Origin of the sequence: Rubellimicrobium roseum (genome assembly GCF_006152145.1) — a bacterium.
Taxonomy (GTDB): Bacteria; Pseudomonadota; Alphaproteobacteria; order Rhodobacterales; family Rhodobacteraceae; genus Rubellimicrobium; species Rubellimicrobium roseum.
Genome location: NZ_VDFV01000003.1, coordinates 211,907 through 227,586, shown reverse-complemented (window position 1 = coordinate 227,586; position 15,680 = coordinate 211,907). Strand labels below are relative to the sequence as shown.

The 15,680-nt window shown below is 71.3% G+C and carries 14 protein-coding genes; 8 read left to right on the top strand and 6 right to left on the bottom strand.

The genetic code is table 11. The features are described from left to right. The first annotated feature begins 34 nt into the window (after window positions 1–34). On the top strand, window positions 35–844 hold the full coding sequence (locus FHG71_RS05145) for a response regulator (RefSeq protein WP_139080541.1): 810 nt from the start codon (window positions 35–37) through the stop codon (window positions 842–844). Window positions 845–918: 74 nt separating this feature from the next. Here the strand turns inward: FHG71_RS05145 and FHG71_RS05140 are convergent, their stop codons facing one another. Continuing rightward, window positions 919–1,461 (bottom strand): D-galactarate dehydratase, encoded by a 543-nt coding sequence (locus FHG71_RS05140; RefSeq protein ID WP_176559298.1) that lies wholly within the window; start codon window positions 1,459–1,461, stop codon window positions 919–921. 87 nt (window positions 1,462–1,548) lie between these two features. On the opposite strand from FHG71_RS05140, the gene moaA reads away from it, so the two are divergent. The 3 genes from moaA to FHG71_RS05125 are packed head-to-tail and all read left to right on the top strand — an operon-like array spanning window position 1,549 to window position 4,884. After that, window positions 1,549–2,550 (top strand): GTP 3',8-cyclase MoaA, encoded by a 1,002-nt coding sequence (gene moaA / locus FHG71_RS05135; protein WP_139080540.1) that lies wholly within the window; start codon window positions 1,549–1,551, stop codon window positions 2,548–2,550. 4 nt (window positions 2,551–2,554) lie between these two features. After that, a complete protein-coding gene (locus FHG71_RS05130) occupies window positions 2,555–3,829 on the top strand; it encodes a 3-deoxy-D-manno-octulosonic acid transferase (protein WP_139080539.1) in 1,275 nt (424 codons plus the stop codon). Further along, a complete protein-coding gene (locus FHG71_RS05125) occupies window positions 3,826–4,884 on the top strand; it encodes a glycosyltransferase family 4 protein (RefSeq protein WP_246045346.1) in 1,059 nt (352 codons plus the stop codon). The genes FHG71_RS05130 and FHG71_RS05125 overlap by 4 nt, the downstream gene beginning before the upstream one ends. 24 nt (window positions 4,885–4,908) lie before the next feature. Here the strand turns inward: FHG71_RS05125 and FHG71_RS05120 are convergent, their stop codons facing one another. Continuing rightward, window positions 4,909–6,075 carry a M20 aminoacylase family protein gene (locus FHG71_RS05120; protein WP_139080538.1) on the bottom strand — a complete coding sequence of 389 codons (1,167 nt, stop codon included), beginning with the start codon at window positions 6,073–6,075 and terminating at the stop codon, window positions 4,909–4,911. Between the two features lie 165 nt (window positions 6,076–6,240). On the opposite strand from FHG71_RS05120, the gene FHG71_RS05115 reads away from it, so the two are divergent. Both FHG71_RS05115 and FHG71_RS05110 read left to right on the top strand, forming a co-directional pair. After that, a complete protein-coding gene (locus tag FHG71_RS05115) occupies window positions 6,241–7,266 on the top strand; it encodes an ABC transporter ATP-binding protein (protein ID WP_139080537.1) in 1,026 nt (341 codons plus the stop codon). After that, window positions 7,259–8,329 (top strand): ABC transporter ATP-binding protein, encoded by a 1,071-nt coding sequence (locus FHG71_RS05110; RefSeq protein WP_139080536.1) that lies wholly within the window; start codon window positions 7,259–7,261, stop codon window positions 8,327–8,329. The genes FHG71_RS05115 and FHG71_RS05110 overlap by 8 nt, the downstream gene beginning before the upstream one ends. A gap of 472 nt (window positions 8,330–8,801) precedes the next feature. Here the strand turns inward: FHG71_RS05110 and FHG71_RS05105 are convergent, their stop codons facing one another. Beyond that, window positions 8,802–9,989: a type III PLP-dependent enzyme gene (locus FHG71_RS05105; protein WP_139080535.1), complete on the bottom strand. Its 1,188-nt coding sequence runs from the start codon at window positions 9,987–9,989 to the stop codon at window positions 8,802–8,804. A gap of 291 nt (window positions 9,990–10,280) precedes the next feature. Between FHG71_RS05105 and FHG71_RS05100 the strand changes: the two genes are divergently transcribed. After that, window positions 10,281–10,832, top strand: coding sequence for a pseudouridine synthase (locus FHG71_RS05100; RefSeq protein WP_139080534.1), 552 nt, complete (start codon window positions 10,281–10,283; stop codon window positions 10,830–10,832). A gap of 32 nt (window positions 10,833–10,864) precedes the next feature. On the opposite strand, the gene FHG71_RS05095 is transcribed toward FHG71_RS05100, so the two are convergent. From FHG71_RS05095 to FHG71_RS05085, 3 genes are all read right to left on the bottom strand, one after another. Then, a complete protein-coding gene (locus FHG71_RS05095) occupies window positions 10,865–12,301 on the bottom strand; it encodes an NAD(P)(+) transhydrogenase (Re/Si-specific) subunit beta (RefSeq protein WP_139080533.1) in 1,437 nt (478 codons plus the stop codon). A 3-nt stretch (window positions 12,302–12,304) separates the two neighbouring features. After that, window positions 12,305–13,876 carry a Re/Si-specific NAD(P)(+) transhydrogenase subunit alpha gene (locus FHG71_RS05090; protein WP_139080532.1) on the bottom strand — a complete coding sequence of 524 codons (1,572 nt, stop codon included), beginning with the start codon at window positions 13,874–13,876 and terminating at the stop codon, window positions 12,305–12,307. Window positions 13,877–13,952: 76 nt separating this feature from the next. Beyond that, complete coding sequence (locus FHG71_RS05085; protein WP_246045345.1) at window positions 13,953–14,435, bottom strand: methyltransferase family protein; 483 nt, start codon at window positions 14,433–14,435, stop codon at window positions 13,953–13,955. A gap of 46 nt (window positions 14,436–14,481) precedes the next feature. Here FHG71_RS05085 and kynU point away from each other — a divergent pair, with 46 nt between their 5' ends. Beyond that, window positions 14,482–15,675: a kynureninase gene (gene kynU, locus FHG71_RS05080; protein WP_139080531.1), complete on the top strand. Its 1,194-nt coding sequence runs from the start codon at window positions 14,482–14,484 to the stop codon at window positions 15,673–15,675. Window positions 15,676–15,680 lie beyond the last annotated feature (5 nt).

Genomic DNA, 15,680 nt, shown 5'->3' with positions numbered 1-15,680 from the left:
TTGGTTCCAACGCAACGCAGGGACGCCCAATCACATGAGCAAGACTGCCGCACCCGACCTGTCCGCGATGATCGGGTCCGAGCTGCCCTATCTCCGCCGCTACGCGCGCGCCCTGACGGGCAGCCAGTCGACCGGCGACGCCTATGCGCTGGCCACGCTGGAAGCGATCCTGGAGGAGCCGGAGCTGTACGAGACCGGGGTCGGACCCCGCGTCGCGTTGTTCACGGTGTTCCACACGATCTGGCAAAGCTCGGGCGCGCCGGTGTCCGAGGGAGAAACGGGACTGGCCCGCGCCGCGCAGGCGCATCTCGCCCGGCTGACGCCCAACACGCGCGAGGCGCTGCTGCTGGCCACCATCGAGGACTTCAAGCCCGAGGAGATCGCCACCATCATGCGGTCGGACGTGGACGAGGTCATGCACCTCATCAACCGCGCCCGGTCGGACATGGAGGATTCGGTCTCGGGCCGCGTGATGATCATCGAGGACGAGGCGATCATCGCGCTCGACCTCCAGAGCATCGTGGCCGACATGGGGCACGCGATCACCGGCGTGGCCCGCACCCGCGACGCCGCCGTGGCGCTGGCCGGCATCGAGCGGCCGGACCTGATCCTCGCGGACATCCAGCTGGCCGACAAGTCGTCGGGGATCGATGCCGTCAACGACATCCTGTCGGCGGGCGGGGACATCCCGGTGATCTTCATCACCGCCTTCCCCGAGCGCCTGCTGACCGGCGAGCGGCCGGAGCCCGCCTTCCTGATCTCCAAGCCTTATCGCGAGGACCAGGTGCGCTCGGCCATCAGCCAGGCGATGTTCTTCTCCTCGACCGAGACGCTGCACGCCTGACACGACAAGGCCCGGAGCCTGCGCTCCGGGCCCCTTTCGGACGCGGCCCGGGCGATCCCTGGGCCGTCGCCGTTTCAGCCGCCGAAGACGGTCAGCTCGGGCAGGCCGGTGAGCGGCGCGCCCAGCGCCCGCATCGCTTCCAGGCTGATCTGGCTGCCCGAGCCGGGCTCGCCGCCCGAGGGGCGCAACTCCACGTTCACGGACTGTCCGTTGTATTCGACCCGGCCCTGCGTGGGTTCGGCAACGAGCGGCGTCTCCAGCCAGCGGCCGGGATTGGTGGGCGAGCCCAGCGACGCGACGGTGGTCCCGAGCGCGCCCGTGGGCGCGGGCGACGGCGGCGTGACCAGGGCCGCATCGGTGGGCGCGGGCTCGCCCACGGCGATCCCTTCGGCCGCGGGGGGCGGCGCGAGCGGGTCGAGCGGGCCGGTCGTGACCGGCGCCAGCGGGGTGAGCACCGCGGCGGGGACCGGCGCGGGGGTCGTGTCCAGCCCGGAAGGGCGGGCGACGGGGCTCTGGGAAGCCGTGACGGCGGGATCGAGGCCGGGGCCGCCGGCCTCGATGTCCGAGCAGGCGGCGAAAGGCAGGAGCGCCAGGAGGGGAAGGATGCGGGTTTTCATGGGCCGAGGCTAGACCAAGGCCGCCCGCGGGCGCAACCGGGGCGACTCCGGCTTGCGGCGCGTCGCCCATCGGCCTAGGTGTCAGGCATGGACGCGCCTCTCGTCGATCCCTTCGGCCGTACGATCCGATACCTGCGGGTTTCGGTCACCGACCGCTGCGACTTCCGCTGCGTCTACTGCATGTCCGAGGACATGCAGTTCCTGCCCAAGACCGAGATCCTGACGCTGGAGGAGCTGGACCGGCTCTGCTCGGCCTTCGTGCGGCACGGGGTGGAGAAGCTGCGGATCACCGGGGGCGAGCCCTTGGTGCGGCGCAACATCATGTCGTTCTTCGAGGCGATGGGGCGGCACCTTGCCTCGGGCTCGCTGCGCGAGCTGACGCTGACCACGAACGGCAGCCAGCTCGCCCGCTTTGCCGGGGACCTCGCGCGCGTGGGCGTGCGGCGGGTGAACGTGTCGCTGGACACGCTGGACCCCGAGCGGTTCCGCCGGCTGACCCGCTGGGGACGGCTGGAGCAGGTGCTGAAGGGGATCGAGGCCGCGCGGGACGCGGGCCTGCGCGTCAAGATCAACGCCGTGGCGCTGAAGGGCGATACGGAGGACGAGATGTTCGACCTCGTGCGGTGGTGCGCCCGCGAGGGGCACGACCTCACCTTCATCGAGGTCATGCCGATGGGCGACATCGGCAACGAGATGCGGCTCGACCAGTTCTGGAGCCTGCGCGACCTGCGGGCGCGACTGGCGGAGAGCTACACGATCACCGACCTCGCGGAGCGGACGGGCGGGCCCGCGCGCTATGTGCGGCTGGAGGAGACGGGGCAGAAGGTGGGCTTCATCACGCCGCTGTCCCACAACTTCTGCGAAAGCTGCAACCGCGTGCGGCTGACCTGCACGGGGCAGCTCCACACCTGCCTGGGGCAGGAGGGCGCGTCGGACCTGCGGGCCGCCCTGCGCGGGTCGCCCGATGACGACGCGCTCGACGACGCCATCCGGGCGGCGATCCGGCTCAAGCCCAAGGGGCACGACTTCGACTATTCCCGCGGGGTGGAGGGCCGCATCTCCCGCCACATGAGCCACACGGGGGGCTGATCCCGTGGCCGGCCCCCTGCCCTGGCCCACGCTGCTGCGCCTTTACGGGCTGGGGGCGGACCTGCTGCGGGGCCGGGCTTTCCGCCGCGTGTCGCAGAAGCTGGGCACGCAGGGCGTGCCGCCCGAGCGGCAGCGCGAGCGGCTGGGCGAGGCGACGCATCCCCGGCCCGAGGGACGGCTCGTGTGGTTCCATGCGGCGAGCGTCGGCGAAAGCCTGTCGGTGCTGCCGCTGGTGGACATCGTGGCGCGCGACGCGCGGGTGCTGGTGACGACCGGCACGGCCAGCTCGGCCGCGATCCTGGAGAAGCGGCTTCCGCGCGGCGTCCTGCACCAGTTCGCGCCGCTCGACGTGTCGGGGCCGGTGGAGCGGTTCCTCGACCACTGGCGGCCCGACCTGGGCGTGGTGGTGGAAAGCGAGATCTGGCCGCAGACGCTGCGGCTGGCGGCCGAGCGGGGCGTGCCGCTCGTGCTGATGAACGCGCGGATGTCGCCGCGCAGCCTGCGCACCTGGGGTCGGGTGCCGCGCAGCGCGCGGGCGGTGCTGGGGCTCTTCACCCGGATCGTGACGCAGACGGACGGGATGCGCGAGGCGCTGGTGGGCTTGGGGGCAGACCCCGACCGGGTGACGGTGGGCGGCAACATGAAGGCTTCGGCCGGCGCCCCGCCCAGCGACCCGGCCGAGCAGGTGCGCCTGTCGCGCATTCTGGGCGACGCTCCGGTCTGGGCGGCGATCTCCACGCATCCCGGCGAGGAGGAGGCGGTGCTGACCGCGCATGCCCAGGTGCGGCGGCGGCATCCGGCCGCGCGGCTGATCCTGGTGCCTCGCCATCCCGAGCGGGGCGACGCCATCCTAGACGCGGTCCGGCGGCGCGGCTTCGAGGCGAGCCGGCGGAGCCACGGGGGCGAGCCCGACAGGTCCGTCTACCTGGCCGACACGCTGGGCGAGACCGGGCTCTGGTTCCGGCTCGCGCCGCTGGTGTTCCTTGGCGGCTCCCTGGTGCCGGTGGGCGGGCACAACCCCTGGGAGGCCGCGCATTGCGGGGCGGCGCTGCTGATCGGGCCGCTGCGCGAGACCGTCGCCGCCGACGTGACCGCGCTGGAATCGGCGGGCGCGGCGCTGACGGTGCGCGACGCCGAGGAACTGGCGCAGGCGGCGGGGGACCTGCTGGCCGAGCCGCAGCTTCTGGGCGCGATGCGCGAGGCGGGGCTGCAGGTCGCGGCGGCGCAGGTGGGCCGCACGGAAGGGATCGCGCGGGAGCTCCTGGGGATGATCTCTTGACGAGAAACCTGAAGGACCCGGCGCAAGTCGAGGTGATCGCGCCGAATTTCAAGAAGCGGCTGTCGGGCGTGACCTCGACGGTGTTCCGCCTCGTGCCGGTTCAGGCGCGCGGGATGGGCGTGGTGGTGACCGGGCCCGTCCTGCCGGAGGACCTGCCGCAGATCCGGCTGCGGGACCTTCTGACGATGCCGCGCCGGGGACCGCGGGGACCGCGCGTCTGGCACGCCCGGCGCAACGTCGAGATGCTGGGCGGGCTGGCGCTGCGGGCGCTGGGCAAGGACCTGCGGCTCGTGTTCACCTCGGCCTCGCAGCGGCACCATACCGGCTTCACCAAGTGGCTGATCCGGCGGATGGACGCGGTGGTCTCCACGTCCGCGAAGACGGCGGCCTATCTGGAGCGGCCCTCGGTCGTGGTGCATCACGGGATCGACACCGAGGCGTTCCGGCCTGCGCCGGATCGCGCGGCGCTGCGGGCGACGATGGGGCTACCCCCCGGCCCGCTGGTGGGCTGCTTCGGGCGCATCCGCGCGCAGAAGGGGACGGACCTGTTCGTGGACGCCCTGATCGCCTTCTTGCGGGAGCGGCCCGATGGCGGCGGGATCGTCCTGGGGCGGGCCACTGCCGAGCATCGGGAGTTCCAGCGCGGGCTGGAGGAGCGGATCGCGGCGGCGGGGCTGTCGGATCGGCTGAGGTTCATGGGCGAGGTGCCGGTGGGCGAGATCGCGCGGTGGTACCAGGCGCTCGATCTCTTCGTGGCGCCGCAGAGGTGGGAAGGGTTCGGGGTCACCCCCATCGAGGCCATGGCCTGCGGCGTGCCGGTGGTGGCGACGCGGGTGGGCGCCTTCGAGGAGCAGGTGGTCGCGGGGGAGACGGGCCTCCTGATCCCGCCCGATGACGGGCCTGCGATGGCGACGGCCGTGCGCGAGGCGCTGGGCGACCCCGCCCGGCTGGCCCGCTGGAGCGAGGCCGCGCGGGCGCATGTGGTGGCGAACTTCCGCATCGAGGACGAGGCGGCGCGGCTCAACGTCCTCTACCGGGAGATGCTGGCGCGCTAGGGCGGGCCGAGGCCCGCGCCGGGATCAGACCGCGAGCGGCATCCGTGTCTCGGCCATGCCCGCGAACCACGAGCAGCCGGCGGGGATCGCCTCGTCGTTGAAGTCGTATTCCGGGTGGTGGACCGGCGCGGTCGGGCCGTTGCCGACCAGGATATAGGCGCCGGGGCGCTCCTCCAGCATGTAGGCGAAGTCCTCGCCGCCCATGACCAGAGGGGCTTCGTCGCAGCCGCCCGAGACCTGCGCGGCCACCTCGCGCGCGAAGTCGGTCTGCGCCTCGTGGTTGGCCATCACGGGATAGCCGCGCATGTAGCGGACCTGCGCCGTGGCCCCATAGGCGAGGCAGGTCGCCTCGGCGATGGCCTTGACCCGCGTCTCGGCCATGTCGCGCAACTCCTTGGACATCGTGCGGACGGTGCCGCGCAGCGTGACGCGCGAAGGGATCACGTTGAAGGCCTTGGACGAGGACTCGACGGAAGTGACGGAGACGACGATCTGCGCCACAGGGTCGGCGTTGCGGCTGACGATGCTCTGCAGCGCCAGGATCAGGTGGGCGGAGGTCACGGTGGGGTCGACCGTCTCCTGCGGCTTGGCGGCGTGGCCGCCCCTGCCTTCGACGGCGATCTCGAACTGGTCGGTGGCGGCGAAGAAGGTGCCGGCGCGGATCGAGAAGCTGCCCACGGGGCGTCCGGGCCAGTTGTGCATCCCGTAGACCTCGGTCACGTTCCAGCGGTCCATGAGGCCATCGGCGCACATCTCGCGCCCGCCGCCGCCGCCCTCCTCGGCGGGCTGGAAGATCACCACGACCGTGCCGTCGAAGTTGCGCGTCTCGCAGAGATACTTGGCGGCGCCGAGCAGCATCGCGGTGTGGCCGTCATGACCGCAGGCGTGCATCGCGCCGGGAATCTTGGAGGCATGGGGGGCGCCGGTCGCCTCCTGGATCGGCAGCGCGTCCATGTCGGCGCGCAGGCCGATGACCTTGCCCGAGGCGGTCTGGCGGCCCTTGATGACGCCCACGACGCCCGTGCGCCCCAGGCCCGTCGCCACCTCGTCGCAGCCGAAGGCGCGCAGGCGATCCGCCACGAGGGCGGCGGTGCGGTGGGTGTCGAACAGGATCTCGGGATGCTCGTGGAGGTCGCGGCGCCAGGCGGCGATCTCGGGCTGCATCTCGGCGAAGCGGTTCTTGGGCGGCATCGGCGGCACTCTCGTTGGATGGCCGGAGTGTCGCCCGCCGCCCCTGCCGGGGCAACCCCATGACGCCGCGACGTCACGCCACGCCGGGGCTTGCGACATGTCGCGGACGCGGTAGCGTTTGTCGCAAAGGCGCGGCCGAACGGCCCGACCGCAGGGAGCCTCCATATGCCCGAAGGGACGCCGAACGTCCTGGAGGTCCGGAACCTCCGGACCGTGTTCCGCACGCGCGCGGGGAGCTTCCATGCCGTCAACGACGTGTCCTTCACGCTGAAGGCGGGGGAGATTCTGGGGGTGGTGGGCGAGTCCGGGTCGGGCAAGTCCGTCTTGGCGATGTCGCTCCTGGGGCTGCTGCCTTCGCCGCCGGCCGAGGTTTCGGGCGGGCCGGTGCTGTTCGAGGGCCAGGACCTGCTGCGGCTGGACCCCGAGGCGCTGCGGTCGATGCGTGGCGGGCGCATCGGCTTCGTGGTCCAGGACCGGATGACCGCGCTGAACCCCGTGCTCACCCTGGGCTTCCAGATCGTGGAGCCGTTGCGCCTGCACCTGGGGCTGACCAGGCGGCAGGCCCGCGCGCGGGCGGCCGAGTTGATGGCGCAGGTCGGCATCCCCGACGCGCACCGGCGGCTGGACGACTACCCGCACCAGGTCTCGGGCGACCTGCGTCAGCGCGTGCTGTTCGCCATCGCCTTGGCCTGCGACCCCACGGTGCTGATCGCGGACGAGCCCACCGCGGCGCTGGACGTCACGATCCAGGCGGAGATCCACGACCTGATGCAGGAGCTGCGCCAGACGCTGGGGATCGCGGTGCTCTGGATCACGCAGGACCCGGGGGTGGTGGCGGGCCTCGCCGACCGGGTGATCGTGATGCATGGCGGACAGGTGGTGGAGCACGCTCCGGTGGACGCGCTCTTCGCCGATCCGCGCCATCCCTACACGCAGGCGCTGCTGGCCTCTGTCCCCAAGGCACGGGTGGAGCGGGTCCGGCGGCTCGCGGTGATGGAAGGGCAGCCGCCGGTCCTGAGGACTCCTCCGGACGTCTGCACCTTCCGCGACCGCTGCCCCCATGCCTATGACGTCTGCCACCGGCTGAACCCGCAGCGCTACCCGGTGGGCGAGGGCCATGACGCGGCCTGTTTCCTGAGCGATCCGGGCCTTGCGCCGCAGCGGCCCCAGTTGGAGGTCGTCGATGGCTGAGCCTCTGGTCTCGGTGCGCGGGCTCAAGGTGCATTTCCCGATCCACGGGGGGCTCCTGCGCCGCCGCGTGGGCGTGGTGAAGGCGGTGGACGGGGTGAGCTTCGACGTACAGCCCGGCGAGACGCTGGGGCTGGTGGGCGAGTCGGGCTGCGGCAAGTCCACGACGGCGCACGCGGTGCTGCGGCTTCTGGACCTCACCGAGGGCTCGATCCGCATCGAGGGGACCGAGATCGGGCGGATGCCGCAGGCGGCGCTGCGGCCCCTGCGGCCCCGGATGCAGATGGTGTTCGGGGACCCGCGGGCGAGCCTCGATCCCCGCATGACGGTCGAGGCGATCATCCGCGAGCCCCTGGACGAGCAGACACGCCTGGCCGCGCGCGAGAAACGCGAGCGCGTGGCGGAGCTGATGGACGCCGTGGGCCTTCCGCGCGGCATCGGCCCGCGCTTGCCCCAGGCCCTTTCGGACGAACAGCGGCAGCGAATCGGGATCGCGCGGGCGCTGGCTCTCGGTCCCGGCTTGGTGGTCTGCGACGAGCCCGTCGCCGCGCTCGACCGGTCGGTCCAGGCGCGGGTGGCGAACCTGCTGGAGGACCTGCAGGCGAAGCGGGGGCTCGCCTACCTGTTCATCAGCCGCGACCTGAGCATGGTTCGCCATATCGCGAGCCGCGTGGCGGTGATGCATCTGGGGAGGATCGTGGAGTTGCAGGGGCGCGAGCGGCTCGATGCCGACCCGTTGCATCCCTATACGCGGGCGCTGCTGTCGGCGGCGAGCGAGCCGGACCCGGTCGCGGCGCGGGCCCGCCAGCGCATCGCGTTGCGGGGGGACGCGCCCTCCCCGGCCGATCCGCCCCGGGGGTGCAACTTCTGCACGCGCTGCCCCGAGGCGATGCCGGTCTGCCGCGAGATCGACCCGGCGACGCGCGAGGTCGCGCCCGGGCGCTGGGTCGCCTGCCACCTGCACGACCCCGCCATCCTGGTGCGGCCGGATGCCCGGCCCACGGTGGTCATCCTCAAGGGACCGGGATTCAACCCGGCCCCGCCCTCCCATCTGCAAGGCGCGTGACAGGGACCCGAGACGGCCGCCATCCGGACGAGTGATACGAGGACATCGTGGCAGGCGCTTCCAGGCCCGAGATCTACGTGGAAGCGGCGAGTTCGCGGGAGGGCGGCATGGCGGTGGAGTCCGGCTTTCCTCTACACGGACGGCTACCGTCGGCCCTCCCCGCCCGAGCACGGCATCAATGGCATCCCCTTCCAAGGCCCACGAGCCCGACGCTTATCAGGAACAGTTCGCCTTCAGCCTGAGAGGCGATCAGACCATGTGAAGGGCGAGGTCCAGGGTTGCCCCGACCCGCAGCGCGGGCCCTCCCCCGCGCCGCTCGTGCGAAGGCGTCCACAAGGCCGGCCGAGCTTCCATCTGGCCGGCCATGCCGTTTCCGATCCTCGGTGAGCGGCACGGGAGGTCACGAAAAAGGGCGGGCACCACAAGGCACCCGCCCTTCCTGACCTTGATGGCCCCTGCCGGGGCCGCCCGCTCAGATCGCGACGGCTTCGAGCGGAGGAAAGCCGTTGAAGCACACCGACGAGTAGGTCGAGGTGTAGGCGCCCGTGTTGCGGATCAGCACGCGATCGCCGGCCTTGAGAGCGAGCGGAAGCTGCATGGGCCGCTTCTCGTACAGCACGTCGGCCGAGTCGCAGGAGGGGCCGGCGACGATGCAAGGGCCCGTGGCCTCGCCGTCATGCGGGGTCACGAACTGGTAGCGGATCGCCTCGCCTTCGGTCTCGGCCAGGCCCGAGAAGCGGCCGATCGACAGGTAGACCCAGCGGTGCAGGTCGCGATCGGACTTCTTGGAGGTCAGGACGACCTCGGCCACGATCATGCCCGCCTCGGCCACGAGGCCGCGGCCCGGCTCCGCCATGACGCGGGGGACGTGGCCGAAGCGCTCGGTCACCATCGCCATCACGCCCGCGGCGTAGTCGGTCGGGGCCTGGATCTCCTCGCCGTAGAACGCCGGGAAGCCGCCGCCGATGTTGAGCATCGTCAGCTCGTGCCCAGCCGCCTTGGCGTCGGCCCAGAGTTGGCCCACGGCGTCGAGCGTCGGGCGCCACATCTCGGCCTTGCGGGTCTGAGAACCCACGTGGAACGAGAAGCCCACGGGGTCGAGGCCCAGCGCCTTGGCGGTGTCGAGGAGGCGCAGCGCCGTGTCACGGTCGCAGCCGAACTTGCGGGTCAGCGGCCAGTCGGCCATCGACACCTCGACAATGACGCGGATGTAGACCTGCGCGCCGGGGGCGTGCTCGGCAATCTTCTCCAGCTCTTCCTCGGCGTCGGCGGCGAAGAGCGTGATGCCTGCCTGGTGCGCCCAGGCGATGTCGACCACGCGCTTGATCGTGTTGCCGTAGGAGATCTGGTGCGGCTGGGCGCCCTGCGCGAGGCACATCTCGATCTCGCCGCGCGAGGCGGCGTCGAAGTGCGCGCCGAGCCTGACGAGGCGGCCGAGGATCGCCGGATGCGGGTTCGCCTTCACCGCGTAGTGGATGTCGGCATGGCCCAGGCCGGCCTTGAGCGCATGGTACTGCGCCTCGACTCGGTCGACGTCGAGCACGAGCGTCGGGCGGTCGAATTCCGCCGTGGCGCAGAACGCCTCCAGACGGCTGCTGTCGAAGGCGCGGACGGCAAGGGATTGCGACGGGGCCACGGCCCCCGCGTGCTGAACAGTCATCGGTCATCTCCGACAGAACAAGAAGGCCCCTCGCGGGGGCCCGGTGATTCCAAGGGAGACGTTACCGTCGCTACGTAAACACGAAGCTGTGCTGTCCGGCCAGAGGCGCGTGCGTTGGCGTCTATGCGGGGACATTTGGGGCATATCGGGATTCGGATCAAGACCTATTTTCCCCCTTGCCCAAGTTTTTTGCGACATGAGGCTTGGCATCTAAGTTGTTGAGGCCGCGAAGAAAGTAGAAGGCGCGCTCCGCCCTTTGACCCCGATGCGCCGCTGTGGGAGCCTGCGCCCATGGCCCGCCTCATCCTGCTCAACAAGCCTTTCGGCACGCTCTCGCAGTTCACCGACGCGAAGAGCCCGTCGCCCCGTCCCGCGCTGTCGGCGCTGGGCCTGCCGGCGGGGGTCTATCCGGCCGGGCGGCTCGACCGGGACAGCGAGGGGCTGCTGCTGCTGACCGACGACGGGCGGCTGCAGGCGCGCATCGCCGAGCCCCGGCACAAGATGGAGAAGACCTACTGGGCGCAGGTGGAGGGCGACCCGTCCGAGGCCGACCTGGAGCCCCTGCGGCGCGGCGTGGTGCTGAACGACGGTCCGACGCAGCCCGCGAAGGTGCGGCGGATCGAGGCCCCGTCGCTCTGGCCGCGCGACCCGCCGATCCGGGTGCGCCAGACGGTGCCGGACGGCTGGCTGGAGATCGTCATCTCGGAGGGGCGGAACCGGCAAGTGCGCCGCATGACCGCCGCCGTGGGGCTGCCGACGCTGCGGCTCGTTCGGTGGCGGATCGGGGAGTGGACGGTCGAGGGGCTCGCGCCCGGCGGATGGCGCGAGATTCAGGCGCCCTGAAACAGAGAGGGGGGCCGAAGCCCCCCTCCCGTTCACGCCGCCAGCTTGGGCAGCAGCTCGTCCAGCGACTTCTTGGCGTCGCCGTAGAACATCCGGGTGTTGTCCTTGTAGAAGAGCGGGTTCTCGATGCCCGAGTAGCCCGTCCCCTGCCCGCGCTTGCTGACAATGACGTGCTTGGCCTTCCAGACCTCCAGCACCGGCATCCCGGCGATGGGCGAGTTCGGGTCCTCCTGCGCGGCCGGGTTCACGATGTCGTTCGAGCCGATCACGATGGCCACGTCCGTCGCGGGAAAGTCCTCGTTGATCTCGTCCATCTCCATGACGATGTCGTACGGGACCTTGGCCTCGGCCAGCAGCACGTTCATGTGGCCGGGCAGGCGGCCGGCGACGGGGTGGATGGCGAAGCGGACGTTCTTGCCCTGCGCGCGAAGCCGGCGGACGAGTTCCGACACCGAGTTCTGCGCCTGCGCCACGGCCATGCCGTAGCCCGGGATGATGACGACCGAGGAGGCGTCGTCGAGGAGCGCCGCCACCCCGTCCGAGTCGATGGCGACCTGCTCGCCCGTGATCTCCATCGCCGGGCCCGTGGTCGTGCCGAAGCCTCCCAGGATCACGCTGATGAAGCTGCGATTCATCGCCTTGCACATGATGTAGGACAGGATCGCGCCCGAGGAGCCGACGAGCGCCCCCGTGACGATCAGCAGGTCGTTCGACAGCGTGAAGCCAATCGCCGCCGCCGCCCAGCCCGAGTAGCTGTTGAGCATCGACACCACGACCGGCATGTCGGCGCCGCCGATGCCCATGACGAGGTGCCAGCCGATGAACAGCGCGCAGATCGTCATCAGGAACAGCCAAACGAAGGAGCCGTTGGCGAGGTAGAGCAGCAGGAACAGCAGCGACAACGCCGCGGCGCCCGCGTTCAGCGCGTGCCCGCCCTTGAGCTTCTCGGCCTTGCCGCTGACGCGCCCGGCGAGCTTGCCGAAGGCCACGATCGAGCCCGTGAAGGTCACGGCCCCGATGAAGACGCCGAGGAAGACCTCGACCGCCATGATGTTGAGCTCGACGGGCGTCTTGTGCGCCAGCACGCCGGAGAGGCCGGTCAGCGTCTCGCGGGCGACGGGGTCCATGGCCACGACGCGGCCCAGCTCGAAATGGGCGTTGAAGCCGATGAAGACGGCGGCGAGGCCCACGAAGCTGTGCAGCGCCGCCACGAGCTGCGGCATCTCGGTCATCTGCACGCGCTTGGCCACCATCGCGCCCAGGACCGAGCCGATGGCGACCATCAGGATCACGACCCAGAGGTTCGCGACCTCGGGCCCGAAGATCGTGGCCAGCACGGCGAGCGCCATGCCCGCGATCCCGTACCACACGGCGCGTTTGGCGCTTTCCTGCCCCGAGAGGCCGCCCAGCGACAGGATGAAAAGGATGGCGGCGGCGACATAGGCCGCGCCGACGAGTCCGATGCTCATGGATCAGGACCTCTGGAACATGGCGAGCATCCGGCGCGTGACCAGGAAGCCGCCTACGATGTTGATGGTGGCGATCAGGATCGAGATGGCGGCAAGCAGCACCACGAGCCAGCTTCCCGAGCCGACCTGCAGCAGCGCGCCCAGGATGATGATCCCCGAGATGGCGTTGGTCACGGCCATGAGCGGCGTGTGCAGCGAATGCGACACGCTCCAGATCACCTGGAAGCCCACGAAGCAGGCCAGCGCGAAGACGATGAAGTGCGCCATGAAGGAGGCCGGCGCCACGAGGCCGACGAGGCCCAGCAACACTGTGCCCGCGACCAGCATGGTCACCTGCCGGCGCGTCTCGCCCTGGAACGCGAGCCGTTCCTGTTCGCGCTTCTCCTCGGCCGTCAGCTCGCGCGGCTTGGGCTTGGCGACCGCGCTGGCGATGGCCTGCACCTTGGGCGGCGGCGGCGGCCAGGTGACCGCGCCGTGGTGGGCCACGGTCGCGCCCCGGATCACGTCGTCGTCCATGTTGTGATGGAGGACGCCGTCCTTGGCCGGGGTCAGGTCCGTCAGCATGTGGCGGATGTTGGTGGAATAGAGCGTCGAGGCCTGCGCGGCCATGCGCGAGGGGAAGTCGGTGTAGCCGACGACCGTGACGCCGTTCGGGGTCACGAACTTCTCGTCCGGCACCGTCAGCTCGCAGTTGCCGCCGCGTTCGGCGGCGAGGTCGACGATGACCGAGCCGGGCTTCATCATCTCGACCATGTCGCGGGTCCAGAGCACCGGCGCGGGGCGGCCCGGGATCAGCGCCGTGGTGATGACGATGTCCATCTTGGGCGCCAGCTCGCGGAACTTGGCGAGCTGCTTTTCGCGGAACTCCGGCGAGGAGGGCGCGGCGTAGCCTCCGGTGGCGGCGCCGTCCTGACCCGCCTCGAACTCCAGGAACACGAAGGACGCACCCATGGATTCGATCTGCTCGGCCACCTCGGGGCGCACGTCGAAGGCGTGGACCACCGCGCCCAGGGACACAGCCGTGCCAATGGCCGCAAGTCCCGCCACGCCCGCGCCGACCACCAGCACCTGCGCCGGGGGCACCTTCCCCGCCGCCGTCACCTGGCCCGTGAAGAAACGGCCGAAGTTGGCGCCCGCCTCGATCACCGCGCGGTAGCCCGCGATGTTGGCCATCGACGACAGCGCGTCCATCTTCTGAGCCCGGCTGATGCGCGGCACCATGTCCATGGCGATGACGCTGGCCCCGGTGGCGCGGGCCTGCTCCAGCAGTTCGGGGTTCGCGCCGGGGTAGAAGAACGAGATGACCGTCTGCCCCTCGCCCAGAAGCGCGACCTCCTCGGGCTCGGGCGGGCGAACCTTGACGATCACGTCCGAGGCCGCCACCAGCGCGGCGGCGTCGGGGACGACCTCCACGCCCGCCGCCGCATAGGCGTCGTCCGAGAATCCCGAGGCCTCGCCAGCCCCCGACTGGATCAGGCATGCGTGCCCGAGCTTGCGGATGTCCTGCGCCGAGGCCGGGGTCAGGGCGACACGCGCCTCGCCCGGCATGATCTCCCGTAGCGCGCCGATCTTCATGGGCTGTCCCCTCCCCTGCGGCCTTTGCTGCCGTGGCATAGCGCGCGGGTCGTTACGTCACAAGGCGACCAAGCGCCTAGAGCCAGCGCCGCGTGGCCTGCGCGTACCGACGGAACTCGGCCGGGAAGCGCAGCGCCAGCGCCGACTCCTCGGGGACGACGAAGCGCCGCTCGATGAGCCACACGAAGAGCGGCACCAGCGGCAGCGCGAGCGGCGCGTCGATCCGCAGCACCCAGCCCAGCAGGACCAGTGCCATGCCGAGGTAGATCGGATGGCGCGAGCGGCGGAATACGCCCGAGGTGACGAGCCGGCTCGCCTCGCGCCGGGGCATGACGGCGGTGCGGTGCTGGCGCATCTGCACGACCGCGACCAGGATCAGGAGGAGCCCGCCCCCGATCAGGAGCCCGGCCGGAAGCTGCGTCCAGCGGCCCAGCGACAAGTCCCAGGGGTCCGCCCGGGCGATCACCCAGGCGAGGAATCCGAAGGCCAGCAGCCAGAGCGGGGGCAGGTCGAGTCGGCGCATGGCCACAGCGTGGCGCGGGCGGGGGCGTCTGTCCATGCCCCAGCCCGTGCCCTATGATCGGCCCCGCAAGGGAGATCCACCAATGACCGACTTTTCCGCCACCCGCGCGCTCTTCGACCTGCCTCCGGGGCTCGTCTACCTCGACGGCAACTCGCTGGGCCCGCTGCCCAAGGCGGCCCCCGTCCGGATGGAGCGGGCCATGCGCGAGGAATGGGGCGGGATGCTGATCGGCGGCTGGAACAAGGCCGGCTGGATGGCGCAGCCGCGAGCCCTGGGCGACCGGATCGGGCGGCTGATCGGGGCCGAGCCCGGGCAGGTCGTCGTGGGCGACACGCTGTCCATCAAGGTCTTCCAGGCGCTCGCGTCGGCGGTCGAGATGCGCCCCGACCGGCGGGTCATCCTGTCGGACACGGGCAATTTCCCCTCGGACCTCTACATGGCCGAGGGGCTGATCGGGATGCTGGGCAAGGGCCACGAACTTCGCCTCGTCGAACCCGAGGCGGTCGAGGACGCCATCACCGATGAGATCGCCGCGATCCTGATCACCGAGGTGGACTACCGCACCGGGCGCCGGCACGACATGGCGCCGCTCACGGCCAAGGCCCATGCCATGGGCGCGCTGGCGATCTGGGACCTCGCGCATTCGGCGGGCGCCCTGCCCGTGGAGGTCGCGGGGGGCGGCGCCGACTTCGCCTGCGGCTGCACCTACAAGTACCTGAACGCCGGCCCCGGCGCGCCCGCCTTCATCTACGTGGCCCCCCGCCACGCCGGGCGCGCGGTGCCCGCGCTCTCGGGCTGGCTTGGCCACCACGCGCCCTTCGCCTTCGAGACCTCGTATCGTGCGGGCGACGGCGTGAACCGGATGCGCGTGGGCACGCCGCCGGTGCTGGCCATGGCCGCGCTGGATGCGGCGCTCGACATCTGGGACGGGGTGGACATGGCCGCGCTGCGGCAGGAGTCGCTGCGCCTGACCGACCGCCTGATCGCCGGGGTCGAGGCCGCCTGCCCCGACCTGACGCTCGCCACCCCGCGCGAGCACGAGCGGCGGGGCAGCCAGGTCAGCTTCCGCCACCCCGAGGGCTACGCCGCCATGCAGGCGCTGATCGCGCGGGGCGTGGTGGGCGACTTCCGCGCGCCCGACATCCTGCGCTTCGGGATCACGCCGCTCTATGTCGGTGCGGCCGAGATCGACCACGCGGTGGAGGTCATCGCCGAGGTGATGGATCGGCGGCTTTACGACGACGCGGGCTACCGGACCCGCGCGGCGGTGACCTAGAGGCA

Excerpts from the sequence above, each read along its gene's own strand:
- FHG71_RS05120 (WP_139080538.1), bottom strand. The coding sequence starts at position 6,075 with ATGCCGCCCAAGAACCGCTTCGCCGAGATGCAGCCCGAGATCGCCGCC.
- moaA (WP_139080540.1), top strand. The coding sequence starts at position 1,549 with ATGGACGCGCCTCTCGTCGATCCCTTCGGCCGTACGATCCGATACCTG.
- kynU (WP_139080531.1), top strand. The coding sequence starts at position 14,482 with ATGACCGACTTTTCCGCCACCCGCGCGCTCTTCGACCTGCCTCCGGGG.
- FHG71_RS05090 (WP_139080532.1), bottom strand. The coding sequence starts at position 13,876 with ATGAAGATCGGCGCGCTACGGGAGATCATGCCGGGCGAGGCGCGTGTC.
- FHG71_RS05085 (WP_246045345.1), bottom strand. The coding sequence starts at position 14,435 with ATGGACAGACGCCCCCGCCCGCGCCACGCTGTGGCCATGCGCCGACTC.
- FHG71_RS05140 (WP_176559298.1), bottom strand. The coding sequence starts at position 1,461 with ATGAAAACCCGCATCCTTCCCCTCCTGGCGCTCCTGCCTTTCGCCGCC.
- FHG71_RS05145 (WP_139080541.1), top strand. The coding sequence starts at position 35 with ATGAGCAAGACTGCCGCACCCGACCTGTCCGCGATGATCGGGTCCGAG.
- FHG71_RS05100 (WP_139080534.1), top strand. The coding sequence starts at position 10,281 with ATGGCCCGCCTCATCCTGCTCAACAAGCCTTTCGGCACGCTCTCGCAG.
- FHG71_RS05095 (WP_139080533.1), bottom strand. The coding sequence starts at position 12,301 with ATGAGCATCGGACTCGTCGGCGCGGCCTATGTCGCCGCCGCCATCCTT.
- FHG71_RS05110 (WP_139080536.1), top strand. The coding sequence starts at position 7,259 with ATGGCTGAGCCTCTGGTCTCGGTGCGCGGGCTCAAGGTGCATTTCCCG.
- FHG71_RS05105 (WP_139080535.1), bottom strand. The coding sequence starts at position 9,989 with ATGACTGTTCAGCACGCGGGGGCCGTGGCCCCGTCGCAATCCCTTGCC.
- FHG71_RS05115 (WP_139080537.1), top strand. The coding sequence starts at position 6,241 with ATGCCCGAAGGGACGCCGAACGTCCTGGAGGTCCGGAACCTCCGGACC.